The sequence below is a fragment of the Thiomicrorhabdus marina genome, from assembly GCF_017571465.1.
Classification (GTDB): Bacteria; Pseudomonadota; Gammaproteobacteria; order Thiomicrospirales; family Thiomicrospiraceae; genus Thiomicrorhabdus; species Thiomicrorhabdus marina.
Genome location: NZ_JAGETV010000011.1, coordinates 52,215 through 67,570 on the forward strand (window position 1 = coordinate 52,215; position 15,356 = coordinate 67,570).

Below are 15,356 nucleotides of genomic sequence, written 5' to 3' on the forward strand. Positions count from 1 at the left end.
CAATGCGAGGCTTATATGCAATCAACGATAACCGTTCGTGTCGTGTTCGATTTTCGTGGCGAAACCTTTCGCTATGAGTCAGATATTGTTTTACCACTGTATATTGATGACATCGAACAGTTTTTGGAAAAACTGCCGCACCGTATCGCTAAGGAACATCAACTCGACCTTATTTCCTATAAGTTCGAGATAATGGAACACAGCGATATTGAGGTGATTCGTTTCCAATCGCGTATCGAACCGGTAATGCCCCAATTGCCAATGATGGTCGGAGAATTTCTAGAAGCCTATCAAGCCGCTGCGCCAGACGCTTATTTACAAAAAATAGCTGAAGCTTATGAAATCGACATTGCAAACAATCCTAAGTTAGCCAAAGCGCTTAAAGCCGCCTATGTCTTAGGTAAAGAACATCGTTTAAGTGAACGCAAACACCCGGTAAATATGTGGCTGAGTCGAGGTTTTACCTAATCCCTTTTAGAAATCGAAAAATAATTCGCTTTACTGCGAATATTGAGCAAGTAAAATGGCGTCTCTACAGACTAATGTCGAAAAGAACTGTTTTATATGCTCAATATCACCTTCAACCAAATCCGTCTATTTGAAGCGGTCGCTCGTCTAAAAAGCTTCACTAAGGCGGCCAAAGAACTGAATATTTCGCAACCGGCGGTTTCCAGTCAGTTAAAAAAACTGGCGGATTCTATCGGCAGCCCTTTGGTTGAAGTCGTTGGCCGCAAGGTGTATCTAACCCCGGTCGGTGAAACCACCTATCAACAGTTCCAAACCTTACTGGAGGACTTTGACGACTTCTCGACACGCTTGAAAGCCAGCCAAACCGGCGGTTTAGAAGGTGAACTCTGTATTGCCGGAGTCTCCGCCAGCAAATACTTTCTGCCATTTATCTTGGCAGAGTTTCTCAAACAACACCCGAAAGTCACCCCAAAACTGTCTATCCTCAGTAAAAGTGAAACCTTACATAGTCTGAAAAATAAACAACACGACTTAGTGATTACCGGCCGCGTATTCGACGGTTTGGGAGCCGATTTCGAAGCCTTTACCGATCAAACTCTTGAGGTCGTTGCCGCCCCTAGCGACCGCCTAAGTAGCCACGCAAATTTAAGTTTGAAAAGCCTGACCAAACAGAATCTGATCTTGCCGATGGAAGAAACCAGTATCCGCCAAGCGGTCAATCAGGTATTTGCTGAAGAGGGGCTAAAAATCGAACCTTACATGGAACTGAACAGTTACGAATTGATTAAACAGTCGGTCATCGCCGGGATCGGCATCGGTGTGCTACCTGCCAACACTTTCCGTTTGGAAGAATACAGCGGCCATATCGTGCGCCTGAAAGTCGATAAGTTCCCTATCAAAAAACATTGGTACTGCGCCTATAACGATAAGAAAAAACTGTCATTGGTCAGTTTGGCGTTTATCGACTTCCTGCACTGTTATCCGATTGAAACCCATCTCAAAAAGATCTACAGCACGGTCGGTAAGACGGAATAACAAGGCTACAGTTTCATTTCATTGGCGATTAGCTGAATCAAGTCTTGAATATATGATTGATGGGTTATCGCCTGTGGCGTCGCCGCATAAAGTTTTGACCATAAACCCTCTTCCCCCAAAGAGCGATAAGGCAAATGCTGAAAGTCGGCCTGATTTTCCAGTAACCACTTCGGCAAAACACAAATTCCGCGTCCGGCTTCAACCCGCTGCAGCATCATAATTGTCAATTCCGAATAACCTAGCTCCTTCGGCTCGATCTGCGCCGGTTGTAAAAACTGTTTAAAGATATCCAGTTTACTTTGCGGCACGGGGTAAGTAATTAAGGTCTGTTGAGCAAAATCTTCCGGCACTAAAAAGGCCTTCGCTAACAAAGCACTATTGGCAGGTAATACCGTAACCAATTCGTAACTGAACAGCGCGGTATAATCGATACTCTCAATTTTTTCAGGGTCGGAGGTAATCACAAAATCGACTTTCTGTTGCTGCAATTTATGCAAAGGCGATGCCTGAAAACTCGGAACAATATCCAAATCAACACTCGGCCATTTCTCTTGGTAAGGCCTTAACAAGGGCAATAACCATTCAAAACAGGTATGACAATCAATGCCGATCCATAAACGTCCGGTTTCTCCCTGTTTAAGCGCGAGGAACTGTCTTTCTAATTGCTGCATAGAAGGCAAAATACTTCGAGCACCTTCCAATAAAAGTCTGCCAGCCGGAGTAAACTGTAACGGGTGTGTTTTCCGTTTAAAGAGTTCACTTTCTAACTGTTGCTCCAGCAGCTTAATTTGATGCGATAAGGCCGATTGAGTCATATTCAGCGACTCTGCCGCTTTCACCAAACTCCCTTGCTTGTGCAGCGCTTCAATGGCCTTTAAATGTTTTATATCTAACATAAATTTTCAATAATCCTAATTTGTGAAAAACAGCATTTTGACGGCAAGAATAATCAAAAACACACCAAAGGCACGTTTTAGGGTTTTCACAGGCAATTTATGTGCGAGTTTAGCGCCAACCGGAGCCGTAAAGATACTGGCTAAAATAATTCCAAAAAATGCCGGCCAATAGATATAGCCCGTCGTGTAAGCAGGTAAATCGGTGGCCTGCATGCCAGCCAAAATATAGCCCAGACTTCCTGCCAGAGCGACAGGTAAACTAACTGCTGCAGAAGTAGCAATTGCTTGATGCATTGAAACATTATTCCAAACTAAGTAAGGCGTGGTCAGGGTTCCGCCGCCAATCCCGACTATTGACGATAAGGATCCAATCGTCGTTCCCGCAGCAGCATTACCAATAAAACCAGGCAATTCTCTACTTGGATTAGGCTTTAAAGCGAACAGCATATTTATCGCAATCAGTAACTCTAAGATCCCAAACACTTTGGAAAGCATATTCGAGGAAAAATACTGCGAGACCCAACCGCCGATAAACGCCCCTAGCAGTACGCCAAAAGCAAGCATTCTAAAAGCATCCCAACGCACAGCGTCGTGTTTGTGATGCGCATAAGCAGAAGACAATGAGGTCACAAAAATGGTTGCCAGTGACGTCGCTATCGCAATATGAACCGTTTGGCTGGAGTCCATAAAGTACGTCAATGCGGTAGCTAACACCGGAACGATAATCAAACCACCGCCAATCCCAAGCAGACCGGCTGCAAATCCGACAAATGCCCCCGTAACGAGATAGAGAGAAAATTCAAGTAGCAAAATTTCCGGCACGACCGTTCCTTAAATTTGATGACTTGTCGAATTATAAAGAGCAATCAACCATCAGAGACATGAGTTTTCTTCAAGTCTAATTGAAATAAAGTCATTTTCATTTTTCACAAGGCTCCCATACCATTTGCAACATCAATAACACAGGATTTGCAAACAATGAAAAACGACTTTACCTACAGCATTCAAAGCATTGTTTTCGACGAGAACTACATCCCTTCAGATAAAACACGTATCACCACCAACTTTGCCAATTTGGCGCGTGGCGAACAACGTCAGCAGAACCTGCGAAAAGCCATCAACATGATTAACAACAACTTTAATGCACGGGCAAATTGGGACAACCCTAATGGCGACCGCTACTCTGTCGAGCTGGAAATCATTCACGTTGATGTCGATGTTGAAGGCAATGGAGAAACCTTCCCAACCATCGAAATTTTACAAACCTATATCGTAGACCACAAAACCAAGCAGCGTCTTGAAGGCATTGTCGGTAATAACTTCTCGTCTTATGTACGTGACTATGATTTCAGCGTGCGCCTGCTGGAACACAACAAAAATAAATCTCAATTTAGCGTACCCAAAGATTTTGGCGACCTACACGGCAAGATGTTTCAGGCGTTTATTCACTCAGAGACTTATCAACAGCATTTTCATAAGCCGCCGGTGATTTGCCTGAGTGTTTCTGACAACAAAACCTATCACCGCACTGAAAACCAGCATCCGGTACTTGGGGTTGAATATCTGCCAAATGAATCATCGTTAACTGAACAATATTTCAAAAAGATGGGCTTGCAGGTTCGTTACTTTATGCCGCCAAATAGTGTTGCCCCTCTGGCGTTCTTCTTTTTCGGCGACCTGTTGGCAGACTACACCAATCTTGAATTGATTAGCACCATTAGCACCATGGAAACTTTCCAGAAGATTTACCGCCCTGAAATTTATAACGCTAATTCCTATGCCGGTGAAGTCTTTAAACCGAGCTTAAAACACGAAGATCATTCACTGACTCGTATTGTTTATGACCGAGAAGAGCGTAATCAATTGGCGATTGAGCAAGGTAAATTTGCCGAGGCAAAATTTATCAAGCCCTATCAAACCACTCTAAAACAATGGGCTGAAAATTACGCTTGAAAGCGATAAATCAACGAAATGGTAAAAGAGAAAGATTATATGAATAAATTATTCCCTACCTCCACTGTTGGCAGCTTGCCAAAACCGTCTTGGCTCGCAGAGACAGAAAAGCTCTGGCCTGCTTGGAAGCTCGAAGGCGAAGCTCTCATTGAAGCAAAACAAGATGCCTTGCGCGTTACTTTGCAAGAACAGATTCAAGCCGGCATTGATATAGTCAGTGACGGTGAACAAACTCGCCAGCATTTTGTCACCACCTTTACCGAAAACCTTGACGGTGTCGACTTCGAGAAACGCCAAACCATGAGAATTCGTAATCGCTATGATGCACAAGTGCCAACGATTGCAGGTGCCGTCAGCCGTAAAAAATCCGTGTTTGTAGAAGACGCAAAATTTTTGCGCCAGCTCACAGATCGACCAATTAAGTGGACGCTTCCCGGCCCAATGACAATGATCGATACACTATTTGACGGACACTATAAAGACCGTGCAACCTTGGCGATGGTACTGGCTGAAATTCTGAACGACGAAGCCAAAGAGCTTGCCAAAGCAGGTGTCGATATTATTCAGTTTGATGAACCGGCCTTTAATGTCTTTATTGATGAAGTGGATGAATGGGGCGTTCCTGCACTTAATAGAGCCGTTGAAGGACTGACATGCGAGTCCGCAGTGCATATTTGTTACGGCTACGGCATTAAAGCCAATACGGATTGGAAAAAGACCCTAGGTTCGGAATGGCGTCATTACGAAAAAACCTTCCCAAGCATCCAGAAATCGAATATCGATATTATCTCGCTAGAATATCAAAACTCGAATGTACCGATGGAGTTGATGGAATTGATTCGCGGAAAAAAAGTGATGGTCGGCGCGATTGATGTCGCGACTCAAACCATTGAAACACCCGAAGAAGTCGCCAATACACTGCGTAAAGCACTGCAATTTGTCGATGCAGATAAACTCTACCCTTGCACCAATTGCGGCATGGCGCCGCTCCCCCGCCATGTCGCGAGAGACAAACTAAAAGCGCTACACGATGGCGCAGCGATCTTGCGTAATGAATTATCAAATTAAGGTGTAATTTGATGTCTGCACAACCCATTCAAATTCTTGAAACCTCTTTCTTTACCGACGACATCCTATGTCTTCGGTTAAAGGCGAATGCTCCGATAGAATTTCACGCAGGACAATATATTCTTCTGGGTCTTGATCCAGAAGAATTAAAACCTTTTTCTATCGCGGCTGCCCCCGATGGTAGCGGTGAGATAGAGTGTCATATCCGCAAAAATAGACAGAGTCCATGGATGCAAGCCCTGTTTACTAAACAATCGGGAGACACACTCTATTGGCAAGGTCCTATAAATCATGTGAGCTTGGCTAAAAATACCCCTCTGCCAACGATCTTTGTTGCCGGCGGTACCGGTTTTGCCTTAGTGAAAGCACTCCTTGAAACACAATTAGCAGATCAATCAAACCATCCCATTCATATTTACTGGGGTGTTCGCCAAGCTGTCGACCTTTATCAACATGACTGGCTGGCTCAATTGTGCCAACAACATAGCAATATAGACTACACCCCCGTCATTTCAGAACAAGAGCACAATTGGCACGGAGCAACCGGATCCGTTCATAAAAAAGTTCTGCAAGACTTTGCAAACCTTGCAGAACATCTTGTTTACCTTTGCGGGCCTCCTGATATGCAGAAAGCAGCGAAACCGGCATTTTTAGCCGCTGGCTTAAATGAAAACAATTTCATCTCCTAGACATAAAATGAAACAACCTACTTCTGAGTTTATTAAGGGTTTCTCTATTGAAATAACCCCAAAAGGAGCTTTAAACGTTGAGCATTTCGCTGATTACCTAGAGCCTAATACTCGCGTCTATGTCACCTCTCTACCCGGATCAGACTTTTCTGAAACCATAACGACCTGCAAGCGGCTAAAGAAAGAAGGCATGGTTCCTGTGCCGCACTTTACCGCGCGTCGTTTTAAAAATTGTACCGATCTAGAGTTTGCGCTTGCACAGGTATCTGAACAAGCAGGCGTTAATCAAGTCTTAGCATTAGCAGGAGCCGATAAACAGGCTGCGGGGCAATTTTCAGACACCATTTCGATGTTGGAAACGGGTCTTTTTGAAACGTATGGCATTCAATCCATCGGGATTGCAGGACATCCTGAAGGCAATCCGGACATTGAAGAAGCCAATTTGCGGGAGCATGGTTATAAGAAGATTAAGTTTTCCGAAGTGACAGACATTGATATGTATATGGTTACGCAGTTTGTCTTTGAAGCACAACCGATTATTGATTGGATTGAAAACATTCGCGACGAAGGTAATCCGCTTCCACTGGTGATTGGTATTCCTGGCATTGCTTCACTCAAGTCGCTTATTGGTCATGCTAGAGCGTGCGGAATTGGCGCATCAAAAACCGTCTTGATCAAACAAGCTAAAAACATTCATAAGCTGCTCTCTCTGCAAGAGCCAAATAAACTTGTTCAAGATCTTGCGACATACGCAATCAACACCCCAGAGGCCAAAATAAACGGCTGTCATTTATACCCTCTAGGCGGTTTCACGCGTACAGCCGAATGGAGTCGTGCCATTGCGAGGCGTTGCTAAATTCACTGCTGATTAAGCGAATGATCGCGTATTCATTGATCGCAGTAAACCGGAGTATTCAATTAAAGCCGGTTCAAAATTTAGCAACCACAACATCCAGCAGCTAGCCTACACTATAGCGAATCTAAGGTGGAACAACTGGGGATCGCATTGATCCACTTCTGCTTAACCCTCTTGCCAAACTCGGCGGAGCCAATTACGTGCCTTTAGACACCATCATTCAACCGGAACTTTGATTATGTTAGAAGCTTTGCAAAATCGCCTACATCAGGACATCCCGCTCACCCAACATATGGGAATTGAAATCCATAGCTACGATGGAGAAACGCTGTCACTTAAAGCACCTCTGGATCGAAACATTAACCATAAACAGACGGCTTTCGGTGGCAGTCTTTATTCGGTATCCGTGCTAACCGGCTGGAGTTTGATTTATTTGATTTTGCAGGAAGCGAATCTTGAAGGCCATATTGTGATTCAAAAAACAGAAACCCATTTTCTGCTTCCGGTCAGTACAGACCTAATTACCGAATGTCGAGTTCCTAATCCACAAGACAAGGCACGTTTTTTAAAGATTTATCGCCGAAAAGGCTTGGCTCGATTACACCTGAACGTAGCAATCACAGACGAGAAAGGAAATACTCAGCTCTGCTTTGAGGGCGATTATGTTGTTCACAAACACCCTTTGCCGAACTGAGTACTTAAGGAACCTCTGATGGAATCAGATTAATTTATGGCAACGCCAAATTTGTCAGGTCAAGGCGTGAAGTTGCAGGAATATCTAGAGCTTGCAAAACTTTACAACGCAGAGATGACAAACTTTGGCTAAGCCCCTATGGGCGTGACTCCTAGCCCGCTTCTTTGTTGTTATGACACTTGACCTTAGAATAACTAAGGTCGGCGTGCCACGCCTAAAATAAGCAGATTAGAAGTCACGCAGAATTTTAATTTGATTCCATCAGAGATTCCTTAAAAGTCCCCGGTATTTTCAAGCATTTGCTTTCACAATCTAAGACGCACTTATTCAGCAATAAACCCGCCGGATTGATGTTTCCAAAGGTTGGCATAGGTACCGTTTAGTTGCAGTAATTGATCATGAGAACCTTGCTCTTTAAGCGCACCTTTTTCCAGTACGACAAGGCGATCCATTGCCGCAATCGTCGATAAACGGTGAGCAATACTAATAACGGTTTTGCCCTGCATCAAATCATATAGATGCTCTTGAATCGCCGACTCGACTTCAGAATCCAGTGCTGAGGTAGCTTCATCCAAAATAAGAATCGGCGCATCCTTAAGAAACATTCGTGCAATCGATATGCGTTGTCGCTGCCCGCCTGACAACTTTACTCCGCGCTCTCCGACTTGTGCAGCATAGCCGGTTCGCCCTTCTTTATCTTCCAAACCTAAGATAAATTCATGTGCATTAGCACGTTTAGCCGCTTTAATAATATCGTCCATTGATGCATCATTGCAGCCATAAGCAATATTCTCCGCAACCGAACGATGCAATAACGAACTGTCCTGAGTTACCACACCGATTTGCTGACGCAAGCTATTCTGCGAAACCAAGGAAATATCTTGGCCGTCAATCAAAATCTGACCTGCTTCCAAATCATACAGACGCAATAGCAAATTCATCAGCGTGGTTTTTCCTGAACCGGAATGCCCAACTAACCCAACTTTTTCACCGGCTTGAATCGACAGCGATAAATTCTCAATTACCCCGCTGCCTTTGCCGTAGTGAAAACAAATCTGTTTGATGTCAATCTCACCTAGCGTCACCGTTAGCGCTTGTGCGGCCTCTTTATCCTGAACACTTTGCGGTAGGGAAAGCACCTTAATACCGTCCTTTACTGTCCCGATATTCTCAAACAAGGAGGACATTTCCCACATAATCCAGTGCGACATTCCCGTCATTCTCAATACCAGCCCGGTACTTACCGCCACTGCACCAACACTAGAATTTCCCTCTAACCACGACCAAATCGCTATAGCGCCAACACTGAACAGCAGAAAACCATTGATGATATTCAATCCAATCCCCATCACCGTCAGATTACGCATCATTTTATGCAAAGCGCCCAGCATTCCTTGCATACCGTCTCTGGCGTAGGCTTCTTCTCGCCCTGCATGCGCAAATAACTTAACGGTCATAATGTTGGTATAGCTGTCCACCATTCGGCCGGTCATAATCGAATTTTTATCGGCAAATTTTTTCGACGCCGCTGCCAATTGAGGAAGCACCGATTTAAGCAGTGCAATATAGAGCAGTAACCAAACCAAAAACGGCACCAGCAACCAGAAATCAAAGGAGGCGACCAGAATCAGAGCACCAATAAAATAGACCCCGACATAAACCAGCACATCAAGAAATTTCAGTGCCGTATCACGCACAGCATTTGCTGTTTGGAGCAGTTTAGTGGAGATCCGACCGGCAAATTCGTCTTGGTAAAAAGCGTAACTTTGCCCCAGTAAATAACGATGCCCGAGCCAACGAATAATCATCGGCGTATTGCCCATGACGGTCTGGTGAAGTAAAAGGCTATGTAAGGCCGAACCCAGCGGAATCAAAACCACAATTACCAACGCCATCCACAGTAACGTTGTGCCCTCTTGCTGAAGAAAAGTCTCACGCTCGGCTGTCGCTAACCAATCAACGATACTGCCGAGAAAACCGAACAGCATCACTTCCATTGCCGAAACAACAGCAACTAAAATAGAGGTCAAAATCAGTAACGGCCAAATCCCTTTTAGATAATGCCAACAAAAAGCAATCACGCGATCAGGCGGACAGGAACTCGGTTCGCTAGGAAAAGGGTTTATCAATTTTTCAAAGAATGAAAACATCGTATTAGGTGCCTAATTTTGTTGCCTGACTGTATTTTTTGATAGTATCAGATACTGCAAGCCAGCCTTTTATAATAAAGAGGATTTACTCATGTCTATTGGATGCTAAAAGCGACTCAAAGCCAAGCCAACTATCAATAACCAGAAAATATTAAGCTTATTTCACTACGATTTGGAAGAAAGATACCCTAAAAATGAACCCTGAACTTTATTCAATTTTTCTTGTAAGTACACTTTTGCTTATTTTGGTTCCAGGACCATCGGCAATGGTTGCAGCCTCACAGGGAGCTTCTTTACAGTCTTCAAGAGCTCTTTTCGGAATCACCGGTATTGCTATTGCTGATGCCTCATTCTTTGTACTCTCTGCGACGGGTATTGCAGCTTTGATTATTGCGTCAAGTGCCGTTTTTAGCGTCATTAAGTGGATTGGCGTGGTCTTTTTGCTTTATATGGGACTCAGTATTTTTTTCAGCAAAACACAAACATTTAGGCTTACTACACATAAGACTGCAACCTCTAACCAGCGACTTTTTGGCCAAGGTCTCGTCATTCAAATGGCCAACCCAAAAGCTTTAATGTATTTTTCTGCGTTATTGCCTCAATTTATTGATCAGAACCAACCGTTAATCCCACAATTAATGCTAATGGGAATAACCGTTTTCATTGCCGACCTTCTGGTCTATAGCTTTTACGCGTTGTTTGGTGCACACCTTGCCAGAAAACAGCTTACTCATGGAATGATTCAATTTATTAACAAAACAGCCGGAACAGCACTTATTTATACAGGAGTAAAAATGTCAACACTGGACACTAGGGTCGGTTGAAAACTCATAATTAGGTTTCGCCACAACAAGGCGAAAATCGTGAGACATAGTCACTCTATTTGAACGAATTTTCAACACAGTTGGCGTGAAAGTGGCAATGGTTCTTTGTTGCTTAAAGCGCAATCGTCTAAGGAACATTTCATCATTATATTCCTGATTTCCCTAACCTCAGTAGCAGTAATGAAATGCTTTTAGAGACAATTAGATGCTAGTCCATTGGCAGCAGAGTTATCTATAAGCTTTCTTTCATGCAAATACTGTTTATCAAAATATTCATATCGACATGAAAATTTTTCATCTGCACTTTTGATATGTTTCCTTTAAGATAGGTCTGTTTTTTAATAACGAAAAAAGGGATATCTGAATGAAACTCGAGTCCATCGCTTTGCACGCCGGCTATAAGTCTGAAGCAACCACCCGCTCTGCCGCAGTGCCAATTTATCAAACGACATCTTATACATTTGATGATACTCAATATGGTGCAGATGTATTCGATTTAAAGATTCCCGGTAATATTTATTCGCGTATAACCAACCCAACCTGCGAAATCCTCGAGAAACGCGTTGCCGAAATGGAGGGAGGAATTGGTGCGTTGGTTCTTTCCTCGGGAATGACGGCCATCACCTATGCCATACAAACTATTGCACAAGTTGGAGACAATATCTTAAGCACCAGCCAACTTTATGGAGGCAGCTACAACCTATTTGCGCATACTCTTCCTCGTCAAGGGATTGAAGTAAAAATGATTCCGGCAGATGATTACGATGCTTTTGAAGCCTCTATCGACGAAAATACCAAGGCCATTTTTTGCGAGTCGATCGGCAACCCTGCCGGAAACATTGTTGATATTCAACGTCTAGCCGATATTGCTCATAAGCATGGAATTCCTTTAATGGTCGACAACACCGTTGCTTCGCCGTACTTATGTCGTCCGATTGATTTAGGAGCAGATATCGTTATTCATGCGTTAACAAAATACATTGGCGGTCATGGAACCACCATAGCCGGCGCAGTGGTTGATTCAGGAAAATTTGATTGGGCTGCTCAAGCGGATAAATTCCCGATGTTAAATGAACCGGACCCGTCGTATCATGGCGTTGTTTACACAGAAGATATGGGGCAAGCTGCCTTCATTGCACGCTGCCGTGTTGTCCCTCTAAGAAACACTGGCGGTGCTCTTTCAGCACACAGCGCATTCCTTATCCTTCAAGGTCTTGAAACCTTAGGACTGCGTATGGAAAGGCATTGTGAAAACACCTTAAAAGTCGCTGAATATTTACAAAATCACCCTAAAGTTTCCTGGGTTAACTATGCTGCTCTCCCAAGCGATAAATATCATTCTTTATGTCAAAAAATAACCGGTGGGCAAGCTTCGGGGATTTTAAGTTTTGGTGTAAAAGGTGGTCGTGAAGCGGGTGCTCAATTTATTGACGCTCTGCAAATGATTCTGCGCCTAGTGAATATCGGCGACGCAAAATCACTGGCTTGCCATCCTGCAACCACAACCCATAGACAGCTAAATCCTGAAGAACTTGCAAAAGCCGGAGTTTCTGAAGACCTCATTCGCCTTTCCATAGGGATTGAGCATATTGATGATATTTTGGCTGATATTGAACAAGCCTTGCAACAAGTCAGCTAGTTGATACTAAATTACCATTAAAGCGCGTAATTCCTATTCACATAAAAATTACACGCCAATAGATTCCGCAACACTGAAAATTGTGCATTGACGCAGCATTCAAGCACTCTCACAATCCCATTAATTTTTTCTGCAAAGAAAAATTAATCAATGTTTCCCCATTGCGTTTGACTCGATTGGCTTTGACCGTTTCGAACCCGCGATTTTCAAAAAATTGATGTGCCGCTTTTGATGCTTCAACATATAGCAGAGGTATTTTCTGTTTCTTCGCTTGCTGTTCGAGATGATGATATAAGGCTGTCATAACGCCTTGTTGCTGAAAGCCAGGATGAGTATAGGCACAATCAATATGCCCATCAGGCTCTAATTCGATAAAGCCAACAATTGTGTTATCGCACCACGCGACAAAAGGCTGTTTTTGTTGCAGTCGACTCTGCCAAAAATCGTAATCAGGCGGCGTTGGAGCCCATGCTTCTTTCTGTTGCTTTGAATAAATTTTGTCATCAATTGCATGCACGGCTGATCTGTACAGATCAGCAATCGGCAGTGCATCATTAGGCGTATAGTTTTTGATTTCAAAAATCATGAGCTTGCTATCGAATGATGTGATTACAAAAGGAGTCCAACAACTCCGTTGCCGTACCAAGCTTATCAACACGACTATCGGTTAAACTTAACCAATTCGCACATTGTTGAATCACCATTTTGGCACTTAGGCCACTTTGAAAAATCGGCTCCGCCTGAGCACCGGCAGATTTAGAAAGTTTCCCGCCTTGCGGATGTTCAATTAGCGGATGATGCCAAATCTGCGCGGCAGTAAATTCTGAAAAATCCAAACTTTTAGCCAATACTTTTTGAAAACGGCTCGATTCAATCAAATCTGCTCCGCGCAAAATCAGGTTTATCTGATCTTGTTGATCTTGCCAGACAGACCCCAAATGATAACCTGCTAAATCATCGCGTCGCCAGATCACCCAGTCATCAGCAAATTGTTCGTTACTTTCGGCCTTAGCCGCAAAACGCAGTGCACTCTTTTTCGGCAACCATTCGTTTTGTCGTTCACGACAAAATCCCGGATAAACCGAATAATTGAGCAATTCCTTCCGACTGCATCCGCAGGCATAGGCTTGACCATTGTCCAGCAATCGTTCACTTAACTGGCGCAGTGGTAGTTGGAAATTAACAAAGCTAAAGGTTTCTTGCTCAGCGACCGTTTGCGGGCCGAAATCCCAATCTAAGCCGAGCCAGTCGAGAGTTTGAAAAATCGCTTCAACGTACTGGGGACGGCTTCGGGTAAGATCCATATCATCAATCCGCAAACCGATTTCACCGTTAATCGAACGCAACAGTAGCCAGTTCAGCAGAAAATTCATCAGGTTACCGCTGTGCAGATAACCGGACGGTGTCGGAGCTAAGCGTCCACGCCACATTTTGTCTTGCTGCATCGTAAGCTGTTGATACAAAACCGGTAGAGATTTAACTTCGTTATCTTGATCTTGCAACATCAAGCATGCCGAATCCTGCATCAGACAATCGCTTTTTGCATAACAAAATCGTCCATAAAGAAACCATTACCAATGTCTTTTTTCACTTCATCAACTAGAGTAAAACCTTGCCATTGGTACCAACTAATACTGTCACTGTTATCACGATTGACCGTCAGCCATAAAGCCTGTATTTCTCTTTGCCGACAAATTTCCTCGGCGAAATTCAATAGCTGATACCCAACTCCCTGCCCTCGATATTGCTCGGCAACATAGAGTTTACTCAACATCATGCGGTCTTTATCACCACTGTCAATAAGCGCCATATAGCCGCATGGCTGGGAATCGGCAATGACAAAATATTCGACACCGTCGTTAATCTGCTGACGCATCGCCGCTTCTGACTGAAACTTATCAAGCATATAAGCAACCTGCTGCTCACCGATAATTGGCGTAAAGTGTTGTTGCCAGATTTTTTCGGCCAATAGCGCCACTTGCGTTAAGCGGCTATCATTCGCTTCAAGAGAGGAAATTTGGAAAGATGTATTCATTTAGAAAGACTCCAGAGACACCTCAGAACCCCATAAATAATCGATTTGACGCTGCACCGCCGTTAAATCGGCACTACTGAAAAAGCGTTCACTGCCGATTGTATTTTTTGGATTCTGTAACAAAGCCGCCTCAATCCGACGTTGAGCCTCCTTTGCAACGGCTAATTCGGTACTGATAACCGTAACATCCTGACCGGCAACCTTTTCAATCACTGTCGTTAAATGGGTAAAGTGTGTGCAACCCAAAATAATAGTATCCGCGCCTTTATCAAGTAAAGGCTGAACATAAGAATGCACTGTAGTTTGCGCTTCCGCGAAATCCAGTTGTAAGTTTTCGACCAGACGTACCAGTTTCGGACTCGGCTGGATTTCCATTTGCACATTGCCGGCAACTCGCTTAGCCAGCGCATCAAAAGCATGACTTGAAAGCGTTTTCTCAGTCGCCAAAACTCCGATTACGCCGGATTTAGTATGAATGGCCGCCGGCTTAACGCCCGGCTCAACACCGATAAAAGGAATATCGTAGCGCTCGCGCAAAGTCTTAATACTGACCATGGTCGCGGTGTTGCAAGCCACGACAATCGCTTTTACTTTTTGACTCAAGAGAAATTCCACGACCGCAATGGAGCGTTCTAAAATAGCCGCTTCGGATTTCTCACCGTAGGGTGCAAAAGCCGTATCGGCGACATAAAGAATGTCTTCATGCGGCATCAACTCCCGCAACTGCTTGGCAATCGGCAAACCGCCAATTCCCGAGTCGAAAACTCCTATCGCATTATTAGAAACTTCTACGTCCAAGCCTTACCCCAAATTTAATCTCAAGAGAATATATGGCAAGAATTATAGAGAAAAGAACTTGTAAATGGCAAAGACCTTTTTAAGCAGGAAAACCAAGGAAGCGCAGAACAAGTCCAAATGACTTCAGGCAAAGAAAAATTTAGGCTAAGCAAGGCTTCTGTTTGCCGTCATGTCTAGACCTGACAAAAAGAGACAACACCGCTTAGCCAAATTTTGCAAAGCCCCTACGGGCGAGGTTTGGAAGCGTCACT

At 43.9% G+C, this 15,356-nt stretch carries 16 protein-coding genes; 9 read left to right on the forward strand and 7 right to left on the reverse strand.

All coding sequences use genetic code 11. From position 1 onward, the window contains the following. The first annotated feature begins 15 nt into the window (after window positions 1-15). Window positions 16-468 carry a hypothetical protein gene (locus tag J3998_RS07630; RefSeq protein WP_208149502.1) on the forward strand — a complete coding sequence of 151 codons (453 nt, stop codon included), beginning with the start codon at window positions 16-18 and terminating at the stop codon, window positions 466-468. A gap of 96 nt (window positions 469-564) precedes the next feature. Further along, window positions 565-1,503, forward strand: a complete 939-nt coding sequence (locus J3998_RS07635; protein WP_208149504.1) for a LysR family transcriptional regulator — start codon at window positions 565-567, stop codon at window positions 1,501-1,503. A gap of 5 nt (window positions 1,504-1,508) precedes the next feature. Here J3998_RS07635 and J3998_RS07640 read toward each other — a convergent pair whose 3' ends face one another. Both J3998_RS07640 and J3998_RS07645 read right to left on the reverse strand, forming a co-directional pair. After that, complete coding sequence (locus tag J3998_RS07640) at window positions 1,509-2,399, reverse strand: LysR family transcriptional regulator (RefSeq protein ID WP_208149506.1); 891 nt, start codon at window positions 2,397-2,399, stop codon at window positions 1,509-1,511. 15 nt (window positions 2,400-2,414) lie between these two features. Then, complete coding sequence (locus tag J3998_RS07645; protein ID WP_341829256.1) at window positions 2,415-3,221, reverse strand: sulfite exporter TauE/SafE family protein; 807 nt, start codon at window positions 3,219-3,221, stop codon at window positions 2,415-2,417. A 156-nt stretch (window positions 3,222-3,377) separates the two neighbouring features. On the opposite strand from J3998_RS07645, the gene J3998_RS07650 reads away from it, so the two are divergent. From J3998_RS07650 to J3998_RS07670, 5 genes are all read left to right on the forward strand, one after another. Next, entirely contained in the window at window positions 3,378-4,352 is a 975-nt protein-coding gene (locus J3998_RS07650; RefSeq protein WP_208149508.1) for a DUF1852 domain-containing protein, read from the forward strand. Window positions 4,353-4,391: 39 nt separating this feature from the next. Continuing rightward, window positions 4,392-5,420 carry a methionine synthase gene (locus J3998_RS07655; RefSeq protein ID WP_208149519.1) on the forward strand — a complete coding sequence of 343 codons (1,029 nt, stop codon included), beginning with the start codon at window positions 4,392-4,394 and terminating at the stop codon, window positions 5,418-5,420. An 11-nt stretch (window positions 5,421-5,431) separates the two neighbouring features. Beyond that, window positions 5,432-6,109 (forward strand): NAD(P)H-flavin reductase, encoded by a 678-nt coding sequence (locus tag J3998_RS07660; protein WP_208149521.1) that lies wholly within the window; start codon window positions 5,432-5,434, stop codon window positions 6,107-6,109. Next, complete coding sequence (locus tag J3998_RS07665; protein ID WP_208149523.1) at window positions 6,087-6,965, forward strand: methylenetetrahydrofolate reductase; 879 nt, start codon at window positions 6,087-6,089, stop codon at window positions 6,963-6,965. Before J3998_RS07660 ends, J3998_RS07665 begins: the two co-directional genes overlap by 23 nt. Window positions 6,966-7,203: 238 nt before the next feature. Further along, complete coding sequence (locus tag J3998_RS07670) at window positions 7,204-7,659, forward strand: thioesterase domain-containing protein (protein ID WP_208149525.1); 456 nt, start codon at window positions 7,204-7,206, stop codon at window positions 7,657-7,659. 323 nt (window positions 7,660-7,982) lie between these two features. Here the strand turns inward: J3998_RS07670 and J3998_RS07675 are convergent, their stop codons facing one another. Further along, entirely contained in the window at window positions 7,983-9,809 is a 1,827-nt protein-coding gene (locus J3998_RS07675; RefSeq protein ID WP_208149527.1) for an ABC transporter ATP-binding protein, read from the reverse strand. Window positions 9,810-10,003: 194 nt separating this feature from the next. Between J3998_RS07675 and J3998_RS07680 the strand changes: the two genes are divergently transcribed. Both J3998_RS07680 and J3998_RS07685 read left to right on the forward strand, forming a co-directional pair. Beyond that, on the forward strand, window positions 10,004-10,633 hold the full coding sequence (locus J3998_RS07680; protein ID WP_208149529.1) for a LysE family translocator: 630 nt from the start codon (window positions 10,004-10,006) through the stop codon (window positions 10,631-10,633). A gap of 364 nt (window positions 10,634-10,997) precedes the next feature. Further along, window positions 10,998-12,272: an O-acetylhomoserine aminocarboxypropyltransferase/cysteine synthase family protein gene (locus tag J3998_RS07685; protein WP_208149541.1), complete on the forward strand. Its 1,275-nt coding sequence runs from the start codon at window positions 10,998-11,000 to the stop codon at window positions 12,270-12,272. Between the two features lie 109 nt (window positions 12,273-12,381). Here J3998_RS07685 and J3998_RS07690 read toward each other — a convergent pair whose 3' ends face one another. Genes J3998_RS07690 through murI form a run of 4 tightly spaced genes read right to left on the reverse strand, consistent with a single transcriptional unit; the run spans window position 12,382 to window position 15,105 of the window. Next, window positions 12,382-12,858, reverse strand: a complete 477-nt coding sequence (locus J3998_RS07690) for a GNAT family N-acetyltransferase (protein ID WP_208149552.1) — start codon at window positions 12,856-12,858, stop codon at window positions 12,382-12,384. A gap of 7 nt (window positions 12,859-12,865) precedes the next feature. Continuing rightward, window positions 12,866-13,798, reverse strand: coding sequence for a glutamate--tRNA ligase family protein (locus J3998_RS07695; protein WP_208149554.1), 933 nt, complete (start codon window positions 13,796-13,798; stop codon window positions 12,866-12,868). Next, window positions 13,798-14,307, reverse strand: a complete 510-nt coding sequence (locus tag J3998_RS07700) for a GNAT family N-acetyltransferase (RefSeq protein WP_208149557.1) — start codon at window positions 14,305-14,307, stop codon at window positions 13,798-13,800. Before J3998_RS07700 ends, J3998_RS07695 begins: the two co-directional genes overlap by 1 nt. Beyond that, window positions 14,308-15,105, reverse strand: coding sequence for a glutamate racemase (gene murI, locus J3998_RS07705; protein WP_208149559.1), 798 nt, complete (start codon window positions 15,103-15,105; stop codon window positions 14,308-14,310). It abuts the gene before it with no gap. Window positions 15,106-15,356 lie beyond the last annotated feature (251 nt).

What these genes read in the sequence shown, in the direction of transcription:
- J3998_RS07630 (WP_208149502.1), top strand. Translation starts at nt 16, where the DNA reads ATGCAATCAACGATAACCGTTCGTGTCGTGTTCGATTTTCGTGGCGAA.
- J3998_RS07635 (WP_208149504.1), top strand. Translation starts at nt 565, where the DNA reads ATGCTCAATATCACCTTCAACCAAATCCGTCTATTTGAAGCGGTCGCT.
- J3998_RS07640 (WP_208149506.1), bottom strand. Translation starts at nt 2,399, where the DNA reads ATGTTAGATATAAAACATTTAAAGGCCATTGAAGCGCTGCACAAGCAA.
- J3998_RS07650 (WP_208149508.1), top strand. Translation starts at nt 3,378, where the DNA reads ATGAAAAACGACTTTACCTACAGCATTCAAAGCATTGTTTTCGACGAG.
- J3998_RS07655 (WP_208149519.1), top strand. Translation starts at nt 4,392, where the DNA reads ATGAATAAATTATTCCCTACCTCCACTGTTGGCAGCTTGCCAAAACCG.
- J3998_RS07660 (WP_208149521.1), top strand. Translation starts at nt 5,432, where the DNA reads ATGTCTGCACAACCCATTCAAATTCTTGAAACCTCTTTCTTTACCGAC.
- J3998_RS07665 (WP_208149523.1), top strand. Translation starts at nt 6,087, where the DNA reads ATGAAAACAATTTCATCTCCTAGACATAAAATGAAACAACCTACTTCT.
- J3998_RS07670 (WP_208149525.1), top strand. Translation starts at nt 7,204, where the DNA reads ATGTTAGAAGCTTTGCAAAATCGCCTACATCAGGACATCCCGCTCACC.
- J3998_RS07675 (WP_208149527.1), bottom strand. Translation starts at nt 9,809, where the DNA reads ATGTTTTCATTCTTTGAAAAATTGATAAACCCTTTTCCTAGCGAACCG.
- J3998_RS07680 (WP_208149529.1), top strand. Translation starts at nt 10,004, where the DNA reads ATGAACCCTGAACTTTATTCAATTTTTCTTGTAAGTACACTTTTGCTT.
- J3998_RS07685 (WP_208149541.1), top strand. Translation starts at nt 10,998, where the DNA reads ATGAAACTCGAGTCCATCGCTTTGCACGCCGGCTATAAGTCTGAAGCA.
- J3998_RS07690 (WP_208149552.1), bottom strand. Translation starts at nt 12,858, where the DNA reads ATGATTTTTGAAATCAAAAACTATACGCCTAATGATGCACTGCCGATT.
- J3998_RS07695 (WP_208149554.1), bottom strand. Translation starts at nt 13,798, where the DNA reads ATGCAGGATTCGGCATGCTTGATGTTGCAAGATCAAGATAACGAAGTT.
- J3998_RS07700 (WP_208149557.1), bottom strand. Translation starts at nt 14,307, where the DNA reads ATGAATACATCTTTCCAAATTTCCTCTCTTGAAGCGAATGATAGCCGC.